The organism is Nonomuraea mesophila (assembly GCF_004352805.1).
Lineage (GTDB): Bacteria > Actinomycetota > Actinomycetes > Streptosporangiales > Streptosporangiaceae > Nonomuraea > Nonomuraea longispora.
Genome location: NZ_SMLD01000079.1, coordinates 32,135 through 41,363, shown reverse-complemented (window position 1 = coordinate 41,363; position 9,229 = coordinate 32,135). Strand labels below are relative to the sequence as shown.

Below are 9,229 nucleotides of genomic sequence, written 5' to 3'. Positions count from 1 at the left end.
GAAGGGGAGGCCGCGCCGCGGCGGGCGGGGGCGCTCAGCCGCCGGGTCCTGATCGGCGGGGTGGCCGGAGGGTGGCTGCTCCTTCAGCAGTTCGGCGACGGACCAGGACCACCGCCCGACCCGTCCGGCAAGCGGCCCCGGCTGGTACGGACGCCCTCGGCGACCCCGGCCGCCAAGGCGGTGAAGCTGCGCCCGGTCACCGGGGCCCAGCTCTGTGACGCCATCCCGGACGCCCTGCGCAAGAGCCTGGTCACCGACGGCAAGTACGGCGGGAGGGACGCCTCCACCGGGGCCGCCGCGGAGGACGACAAACAGGCGAGCTGCGGATGGCGCAACAACAAGATGGACGTCGGCGGCGGCGTCATCGGCCATCGCAGCCTGACCATCTCCGTCCAGGCCAAGAGCTCAGGCACCCAGAACGCGATCGAGTACGCCAAGGACCGCTTCGAGCGGGACCAGAAGATGCACGAGAAGCGGGTCAACGTACGGGACGGGCGCCGGGTCGACGGGAAGACCTCCGGCTCGGCGTTCGGCGAGACCATCAAGCTGGACTACGGCGACGCCTCGTACAGCCAGAGCTCGATCGGGCACAGCGGCCTGTCCGCCGAGGTGTACGTCCGGCAGGGGCCGTGGCTGATCAACATCCGGTACGGCGGCAGCAACCGTTCCGGCCGGAAGTATCCCGAGGGCGACGAGGTGCGCGCCGCGGCCGGCAAGGTCGCCGAGCGCATCACCGCGGAGATGGCCAAGGACGCCTCGAAGGTCAAGGTCGGCGGGCCCTGCGGGATCCTCAGCGTCGCGGACGTGCAGTCGGCGTTCTTCCCCACCGTCTCCGGGCCGTCCGTGGGCGACAACGACGGGCGGATCAAGCAGACCACGTGCACCTGGACCATCCAGGAGGCGGTCGAGCACGAGCCGGGCCAGGAGTACACCGCCAGGGGCGGAAGCCTGCGCGTCCACGTCGTCGACTGGGGGAAGGACGGCAGCAGCGGATCGGACTTCCAGTTCGACCGTGACGCCAAGAAGTACGACCGCTACCGCGCCAAGGGCGGCATCGGCAACAGCGTGAGCCACACCACGTACGGGCCCAGGGAGGAGCTCTCCGGGCTCGGGGAGAAGGCGTTCGCCGTGCTGTCGACGACCACCACCCCGGGCGAGGAGGACAAGGAACCCCGGCAGGAGTTGCTCGTCAAGGTCCTGTCCGGCGAGCGTACGGTCGAGTTCACCTTCAGGGGCACGACGGCCGGCGGCGGCATCGTCGCGGCCGGCGACTACGAGAAGCCGGTCTTCGAGCCCGCGGTCGCCAGGTCCGCCGTGACGGGGCTGGCCAAGACGTTCCTCGCCGGACTGAAATGACCGGCGGCGCGGAGGGGTCCGGCGCCGCGGTCATGCGGGGCTGACCGCCGCGGTCACAAGCCCGCCGGCGGCAGGGGGTTGCCCGCCCGGCGGGGGAGCGTGCTGGAGGGGCGCCGCCCCTCCAGCACGCACTCCTCACACTCACGCCCGGACGTCTGCCGGCGGATCTTTCGTACGCGCTCGCCGCCGGCGCCACGCGCGGCTGCCGGGTCCGCGTGGCGCAGGTGCGTGCCTGCGGAACGACCGATGTGCGCCTGCCGGGGTCGCCCAGCGTGCGGCTGGGGCAAGCGGGGCGAGTGGGCAACCATCCATAGATACCGCACGCGAAACTAATTTTCCACATTTACTGCGAGATGGAAAATTTCTTCCTACATTGCTTGACCTGGGCGGTTAACACTGGGAAAGCTGTGGCAGGACAGCCGCAGCGTGAAAGGAACCCCCATGGTGACTGTCCGCGCGTTCGTGCCTGGCGACGAACGCCCTCTGGTGGACGCCTGGAACCGGAGCATGCCAGGAGACCCCACCACCTCCGGATGGTTCCGCGACTGCGTGCTGCTCGACCCCAACTTCGATCCCGAGGGCCTGCGGGTGGCCGTGGTGGACGGGCGGGTGGCGGGCTGCGCGTACGCCGTCCGCCGGCTGACGCCCCTCGCCCCCGGCACCGATCTGGAGCCGGAGACCGGCTGGATCCCGTTCTTCTTCGTCGCGCCCGAGCACCGGGGTGGCGGGCTGGGGCGGCGGCTGGTGGGGGAGGCGCTGGCGTTCCTGGAGGGTGCCGGCCGGACCAAGGTGGATTTTTCGTCGTATACGCCGAACTACGTGTTGCCGGGTGCCGACCCGGAGCTCTACCCCGCCGGGTTCCGGCTGCTGGAGGCGATGGGCTTCCGCACGTTGTACTCGCCGGTCGCGATGGACCGCACGCTCGTCGGCTACGTGACCCCGGAGGACGTGCACGAGCTGCGCGCCAGGCGCGAGAGCGAGGGGTACGCCTTCCGCAGCCCTGCCGTGGGCGAGCTGCCGCAGCTGATCCGCTTCGCCGCCGACGTCTTCAACCCCGACTGGGGTGAGGCGATCCGCCACCACCGCGACCCCGGGCGCATCGTGATCGCCGAGAAGGACGGCATCGTGGGCTTCGCCCTCTACGCGGCCTACCGTGGCATCCCCGAGCGCTTCGGTCCCTTCGGCGTCGACCCGGGGCAGCGCGGCACCGGCCTCGGCAAGATCCTGCTCCACCTCACCATGACGATGATGCGGGCCGAAGGGCTCCACTCGTCGTGGTTCCTGTGGACCGGCGAGACCAGCCCCGCCGGCCACCTCTACACCAAGGCCGGCTACGAGATCACCAGGCGGTTCCACGTGATGAGGCGAGAAGCATGACGCACGTTCTGGCCATCGGCGCCCACGCGGGCGACCTCGACCTGACCGCGGGCGCGGTGCTCGCCCAGCACGTCCTGCGCGGCGACCGCGCGACGCTGCTGCATCTGACGCTCGGCGAGCGCGGCCACCCCACGGTGCCGGTGGCCGAGTACGCCAAGCAGAAGCGTGAGGAGGCCGAGACGTTCGCCGAGCGGATCGGCGCCGGCGTGCGCTTCCTCGACTACGAGGACGGCCTGCTGCCGGAGGACGACGACGTCAAGATGCGCGTCGGCGACCAGATCAGGGAGCTGCGCCCGGACGTCATCCTGACCCATTGGAGCGCGTCCATCCACAAGGATCACGCTCGTACCCACCGCATCGTCGAGGACGCCCGCTTCTACGGCGGGTTGAAGACCCTCGAACGCGAGCAGCCCGCCTACTGGGCGAGCGAGCTCTACTACGCCGACAACTGGGAGGACGCCGAGGGGTTCGCCCCCGACGTGTTCGTCGAGCTGAGCGAGGAGGCGTACGAGATCTGGTCGCAGGCGATCACCGGCTACGCCTACGCCAGGGGCGAGACCTACGGCTTCCCGTACGTCGACTACTACCGCGCGCTGACCATCGTGCGCGGCGCACCAGCCGGATTCGGCCGCGCGCAGGCGTTCGCCGCCCCCAAGGGCTCGCGCGTCCACCGGACGAAGTATTTCGGAAAGGCAGCCCCCCAATGATCAGGCCCCCTGTGAAACGTCTGGTGGCGGTGTTCGCCGCCCTCGCCCTCGCCGGTTGTTCCGGCGGTGGCAACGGCGGGAGCGGCGGAGGTGAGGCCGCACCGCCGCTCATCATCCATGCCGTGGACTCGGGCACGTTCCAGGAGGACTTCAACCCGTACCACCTCGAAGGCGTGAACTTCGGGACGAGCGGGATGATCCACGAGACCCTCATGTACTTCAACAAGCTCAAGCCCGGTGAGATCACGCCGTGGCTGGCGTTGAAGCACGAGTGGTCAGACAAGGGCAAGTCGGTCACGTTCACCCTGCGCCAGGGCGTGAAGTGGACCGACGGGAAGCCGTTCACGGCCGACGACGTCGCCTTCACGTTCAAGATGCTCAAGGACAACCCGGAGCTCAACAGGAACGCGCTGGAGATCGCCGACGCCGAGGCGCTGGCGCCGGACAAGGTGCGCATCGACTTCGAGAAGACCTCCTACGCCAAGCTGTTCAACATCGCGGGCAACTCGCCGATCGTGCCCAAGCACCTGTGGGAGAAGGAGAAGGACCCGGTCACCTTCACCAACACCAAGCCGGTCGGCACCGGCCCCTACACGCTGTCGAAGTTCTCGGCCCAGCTGTACGAGCTGGTCAAGAACCCGAACTACTGGCAGCCGGGCAAGCCCGAGGTGCCGGTGCTGCGCTTCCCCGCCTACACCGCCAACGCCGTCCAGACGGCGCTGCAGCAGGGCGAGGTCGACTGGGCGGGCGCGTTCGTACCGGACATCCAGAAGATCTACGTGCAGGGCAAGCCGGAGCAGAACAAGTTCTTCTTCCCGCCCGAGGGCGTGGTGACGCTGCTGCCCAACCTGACCCACCCGATCCTGTCCAAGCCGGAGGTGCGCCAGGCCATCAGCCTCGCCATCGACCGCGAGAAGATCGTGCGGGTGGCCGAGCGGGGCTACACCAAGGTCGCGCATCCGACCGGCGTGCCGATGCCGGGCGGGGAGGCGTACGTGCCGCCCGAGTACAAGGACGCGGCGTTCACGATGGACCTGGCCAAGGCCAAGGAACTGCTGAAGGGCATCGACCCCGCCAAGCTGAAGTTCACGCTGCTGGTGCCCTCGCCGTTCACCGACTGGGTCAACGCGGCGCAGCTCATCAGGGAGGACCTCGCCAAGATCGGCATCACCGTCGACACCAGGGGCGTGGCGTTCCAGGACTGGGTCTCCAAGGTCGGCAAGGGCAACTACGAGCTGTCGATCAGGGCCACCGCGGCCGGTCCGACCCCCTACTTCCAGATGCGCTCGATGCTGTTCGGCGGCCTGGCCGAGCCCGTCGGCGAGTCGGCGACCGGCAACTACCAGCGCTGGAAGGACGCCGAGACCGACCGGCTGATCGAGCAGTACGCCGCCACCGAGGACGAGGCCGAGCAGCAGAAGGCCACGCAGGGGCTCGGCAAGATCATGGTGGAGAAGCTGCCCACCCTGCCGCTGTTCTACAGCCCGTCCTGGGCGCAGTACCGCACGAACAAGTACGTCGGCTGGCCGTCCGAGCAGGACCCGTACGCCATGCCGTCGCCGTACACCTCGCCCGACGCGGCCGTCGTGCTGCTGCGTCTGAAGCCGGCCGCCACGTGAGGTTCCTGGCCCGGCGGCTCGGCTTCTACCTCCTGACGGCCTGGGCCGCCATCACGCTCAACTTCCTGATCCCCCGGCTCATGCCGGGGGATCCGGTGGAGCTGCTGGTGGCCAGGATGAAGGGCAACGTCGAACCCGAGGCCATCGACGCGATGCGCCGCGCGTTCGGCATCAGCGACGCGAACCTGTGGCAGCAGTACCTCGACTACCTCGGCAACCTCGCGCGCGGCGAGCTGGGCCGTTCGATCACGTTCTTCCCCACCGAGGTGTCCACGGTCATCGCCGACAGCCTGCCGTGGACGGTCGGGCTCGTCGGGGTGGCCACGCTGATCAGCTACCTGATCGGGACCTCGCTCGGCGTGCTCATGGCGTGGAAGCGCGGCACCTGGCTCGACGGGGTGCTGCCCGCGGCCACGTTCATGCACGCGGTGCCGTACTTCTGGGTGGCGCTGGCGCTCGTGTTCGTCTTCGGCGTGACCCTGCAGTGGTTCCCGGTCTCGCGGGCGTACGGGCTGGACGTGATGCCCGGCATGACCGGCGAGTTCGCGGCGAGCGTGCTCTACCACGCGGCGCTGCCCGCCATCACGATCGTGATCGCCTCGATGGCCGACCGCATCCTCGGCATGCGCAACGTCATGGTGACGACGCTGGGCGAGGACTACGTGGTCATGGCCGAGGCGAAGGGGCTGACCTCGCGGCGGGTGATGTGGGCGTACGCGGCCCGCAACGCGATCCTGCCCAACATCACCAGCTTCGCCCTCTCGCTCGGCTTCGTGGTGGGCGGCTCGGTGCTGACGGAGATCGTCTTCTCGTACCCGGGGATCGGGTCGATGTTGCTCAAAGGCGTTGAGAACGAGGACTTCCCGCTCATGCAGGGCATCTTCCTCGTCATCTCGCTGGCCGTGCTCGTCGCCAACTTCCTGGCCGACCTGGCGTACGTCGTGCTCGACCCGCGAACCAGGCAGGAGTCCGAATGAAGATCAAGATCGGCTTCGGCATTCTCGTCTTCTTCGCGCTGATGGCCCTGGCCGGGCCGCTGCTCATCGGCGCCGACCCTGCCGCCACCAGCGACGACGGGCTGCAGGGCCCATCGGCCGAGCACTGGCTCGGCACCACGCAGACCGGCCAGGACATCCTCACCCAGATCGTGTACGGGGCCCGCATCTCGATGGGCGTCGGCGTGTTGTCGGCCGTCATCGCCAACCTGCTCGCGATCCTCGTCGGACTCGTCGGCGGCTATTTCGGCGGCGCGGTCGACGAGGTGCTGTCCGTGCTCACCAACATCTTCCTGGTGCTGCCCGCCCTCCCGTTGATCATCGTGCTGGCCGGCTACCTGCCGCAGCGCGGCGTCGGCTCCGTGGCGGTGGTGATCGCGGTCACCGGCTGGGCGTGGGGCGCCCGCGTGCTGCGCGCCCAGACCCTTTCGATCCGGCGGCGTGACTTCGTCCAGGCCGCCAGGGCGAGCGGCGAGGGGCCGCTGCGGATCATCTTCTTCGAGATCATGCCGGTGTTGCTGCCCGTCATCGCCACCAGCTTCCTGGCCACCGTGGTCGCCGCCATCCTGGCCGAGGCCGGGCTGTCCTTCCTCGGCCTGGCCGACCTGTCCACGGTCAGCTGGGGCAGCATGCTGTACTTCGCGCAGAACGGGCAGGCGCTGCTCATCGGGGCATGGTGGTGGTTCATCCCGCCCGGGTTGTGCATCGCGCTCATCGGCACCGGCCTCGCGCTGGTGAACTTCGGCATCGACGAGATCGCCAACCCGCGCCTGCGCACGATCAAGGTCAAGGCGCCCCGGAAGGCCCGTACATGAACGTCCTGGAGATCCGCGACCTCGGCGTCGACTACCTGTCGCAGAGCGGCGCCGTGCACGCCGTCGCCGACGTCTCGCTCGACCTGCGGCGGGGCGAGATCCTCGGCCTCGCAGGGGAGAGCGGCAGCGGCAAGTCCACGCTGGCCAACGCCGTCGCCCGGCTGCTGCGCCCGCCCGCCGCGATCACCTCCGGCTCGGTGGTCTACCACCGCCAGGACGGCACCGCCGTGGACGTGCTCGCCCTCAAGCGGGACGAACTGCGCGCCTTCCGCTGGAAGGAACTGGCCGTCGTCTTCCAGAGCGCCATGAACTCGCTCAACCCGGTCAGCACCGTCGGCGCCCAGATCGACGACGTGCTGCGCATCCACGCCCCCAAGATGTCGCGCAACGACCGGGCCGAGCGGGCCGTCGAGTTGCTGCAGCGCGTCGGCATCAGCGCCGACCGGCGGCGGGCGTACCCGCACGAGCTGTCGGGCGGCATGCGGCAGCGGGCCGCCATCGCGATCGCGCTCGCCCTCAACCCCGAGGTCATCATCATGGACGAGCCGACCACCGCGCTCGACGTGGTGGTGCAGCGCGACATCCTCCACGAGATCAGGGCGCTCAGGGAGGAGTACGGCTTCGCGGTCGTGTTCATCACGCACGACCTGTCGCTGCTCATGGAGATCTCCGACAGGATCGCCATCATGTACGCGGGCCGCGTCGTCGAGACCGGCACGGCCGAGGCGCTGCACAGGACGCCGCGGCACCCGTACACGCTGGGTCTGCTCCGCTCGTTCCCCCGCCTGCACGGGCCCCGCGAGGAGTTGCTCGGCATCCCCGGAACCCCGCCCGACCTGCGTGCGCTGCCGCCCGGCTGCGCCTTCCACCCGCGCTGCGGGCGGGCCGTGGAGGAGTGCTCCACGCGGTTGCCGCTGCTGACGCGCGGGCCGAACGGCTCGGACGGCTCCGACGGCGAGGTGGCGTGCCTGCTGAACGACGGCCGCGGTGTGGAGGAAACATCATGATCGTTCTTGAGGGCCGTAACCTCACCAAGCACTTCACCTCCGCCCGCGGGCCACGGGGGCGGCTGGGGAAGCGGCCGCCCGTACGCGCCGTGGAGGACGTGTCGATCGCGCTGCGCGCCGGCTCGGTGTCGGCGCTCGTGGGGGAGAGCGGCTGCGGCAAGAGCACGGTGGCCCGGCTGCTCGCGCAGGTCTACCCGGCCACGTCAGGAGAGCTGCTGCTGCGCGGCGAGCCGGTGCGCGCGCATCGCGGGGCGGCGTTCCGCGACTACCGGCGCCAGGTGCAGCTGATCTTCCAGGACCCGTTCTCCTCCCTGAACCCCTTCCACCGGGTGCGCTACCACCTGGCCAGGCCGCTGCGCATCCACGGGCACGTCCGCTCGGACGAGCAGGAGCACAAGCGGGTCGCCGAGCTGCTCGAACGGGTGAGCCTCACGCCGGTGGAGCAGTTCATGGACAAACTGCCCCACGAGCTGTCCGGCGGGCAGCGGCAGCGGGTGGCGATCGCCCGGGCGCTGGCCGTCGAGCCCGTCGCGCTGATCGCCGACGAGCCCGTGTCGATGCTGGACGTGTCGATCAGGCTGGGCGTGCTGCGGCTGCTGGAGGAGCTGGCCAAGGAGAGCGGGCTGGCGCTGCTGTACATCACGCACGACATCGCCAGCGCCCGCTACTTCGCCGAGGACATCACGGTGATGTACGCGGGCCGGCTCATCGAGAGCGGACCGAGCGAGGCGGTCACCCAGTCGCCCCGGCACCCGTACACGCGGCTGCTGCTGGAGTCGGCGCCCGACCCCGACCGGGTCACGCCGCGCGACACCGCCCGGCACGGTGAGCCGCCCAGCCTCATCGACCCGCCCGGCGGGTGCCGTTTCCATCCGCGCTGCCCGGTGGCGCTGCCGGTGTGCTCGACCGAGGTGCCGGGGCGTACGGAGCTGGGCGAGGGACGCTGGACGCACTGCTGGCAGGCGGAGACGCCGGAGGCGGCGGACCTCACGCGCGGGTGACGACGCTTCCTGCCTGGTAGGCCCGGGTCCCGGTGTCGGCGTTGCTCCTCGCCCACAACACCGCCGCCACCGCCGCCGCCGCGATCAGCAGCACCAGCCCTCCGGCCAGGATCACCCACCACCAGCCGGACCTGGGCGGCCTGGCCTCGTAGGTGGGCACGTCGGGCAGCATGTCGGGCGTGTAGGACAGGCGCTGGGTGGACGGCGACTCCGGCGTGCCCTGCGGGGGCGGCCCGGGCGGCGGGACCGGGTGAGGGAATCGGTGCCTGATCGTCCGGTTGGGATCGAATTCCTGGCCGCCTGACTGCTCTTGCGTCATGATCCCCCCACGCATATGTGAGTTACGCCCACA

At 69.9% G+C, this 9,229-nt stretch carries 9 protein-coding genes; 8 read left to right on the top strand and 1 reads right to left on the bottom strand.

Going from position 1 to position 9,229, the window contains the following annotated elements:
- The 8 genes from E1295_RS48985 to E1295_RS26760 all read left to right on the top strand — a co-directional run.
- Positions 1-1,356: hypothetical protein (locus tag E1295_RS48985; RefSeq protein ID WP_166427428.1), on the top strand; the 1,356-nt coding region annotated here is incomplete at its 5' end.
- 441 nt (positions 1,357-1,797) lie between these two features.
- The gene (locus E1295_RS26790) at positions 1,798-2,733 is read left to right on the top strand and encodes a GNAT family N-acetyltransferase (RefSeq protein WP_132633867.1); all 936 of its coding nucleotides are present in this window, start codon (positions 1,798-1,800) and stop codon (positions 2,731-2,733) included.
- Positions 2,730-3,440 carry a PIG-L deacetylase family protein gene (locus E1295_RS26785; RefSeq protein ID WP_132633865.1) on the top strand — a complete coding sequence of 237 codons (711 nt, stop codon included), beginning with the start codon at positions 2,730-2,732 and terminating at the stop codon, positions 3,438-3,440. Before E1295_RS26790 ends, E1295_RS26785 begins: the two co-directional genes overlap by 4 nt.
- A gap of 11 nt (positions 3,441-3,451) precedes the next feature.
- Complete coding sequence (locus tag E1295_RS26780; protein WP_166427427.1) at positions 3,452-5,059, top strand: ABC transporter substrate-binding protein; 1,608 nt, start codon at positions 3,452-3,454, stop codon at positions 5,057-5,059.
- A complete protein-coding gene (locus tag E1295_RS26775) occupies positions 5,056-6,036 on the top strand; it encodes an ABC transporter permease (RefSeq protein ID WP_132508589.1) in 981 nt (326 codons plus the stop codon). The genes E1295_RS26780 and E1295_RS26775 overlap by 4 nt, the downstream gene beginning before the upstream one ends.
- Positions 6,033-6,869, top strand: coding sequence for an ABC transporter permease (locus E1295_RS26770; protein WP_132633861.1), 837 nt, complete (start codon positions 6,033-6,035; stop codon positions 6,867-6,869). The genes E1295_RS26775 and E1295_RS26770 overlap by 4 nt, the downstream gene beginning before the upstream one ends.
- Positions 6,866-7,876, top strand: coding sequence for an ABC transporter ATP-binding protein (locus E1295_RS26765; RefSeq protein ID WP_132633859.1), 1,011 nt, complete (start codon positions 6,866-6,868; stop codon positions 7,874-7,876). The genes E1295_RS26770 and E1295_RS26765 overlap by 4 nt, the downstream gene beginning before the upstream one ends.
- Positions 7,873-8,877: an ABC transporter ATP-binding protein gene (locus E1295_RS26760; RefSeq protein WP_132633857.1), complete on the top strand. Its 1,005-nt coding sequence runs from the start codon at positions 7,873-7,875 to the stop codon at positions 8,875-8,877. Before E1295_RS26765 ends, E1295_RS26760 begins: the two co-directional genes overlap by 4 nt.
- Here E1295_RS26760 and E1295_RS26755 read toward each other — a convergent pair.
- Entirely contained in the window at positions 8,864-9,196 is a 333-nt protein-coding gene (locus E1295_RS26755; protein WP_132633855.1) for a hypothetical protein, read from the bottom strand. The two genes, E1295_RS26760 and E1295_RS26755, sit on opposite strands and share 14 nt — an antisense overlap.
- Positions 9,197-9,229: the final 33 nt, after the last annotated feature.

Coding starts and splice junctions, on each gene's coding strand:
- E1295_RS26790 (WP_132633867.1), top strand. CDS start 1,798: ATGGTGACTGTCCGCGCGTTCGTGCCTGGCGACGAACGCCCTCTGGTG.
- E1295_RS26785 (WP_132633865.1), top strand. CDS start 2,730: ATGACGCACGTTCTGGCCATCGGCGCCCACGCGGGCGACCTCGACCTG.
- E1295_RS26770 (WP_132633861.1), top strand. CDS start 6,033: ATGAAGATCAAGATCGGCTTCGGCATTCTCGTCTTCTTCGCGCTGATG.
- E1295_RS26765 (WP_132633859.1), top strand. CDS start 6,866: ATGAACGTCCTGGAGATCCGCGACCTCGGCGTCGACTACCTGTCGCAG.
- E1295_RS26760 (WP_132633857.1), top strand. CDS start 7,873: ATGATCGTTCTTGAGGGCCGTAACCTCACCAAGCACTTCACCTCCGCC.
- E1295_RS26755 (WP_132633855.1), bottom strand. CDS start 9,196: ATGACGCAAGAGCAGTCAGGCGGCCAGGAATTCGATCCCAACCGGACG.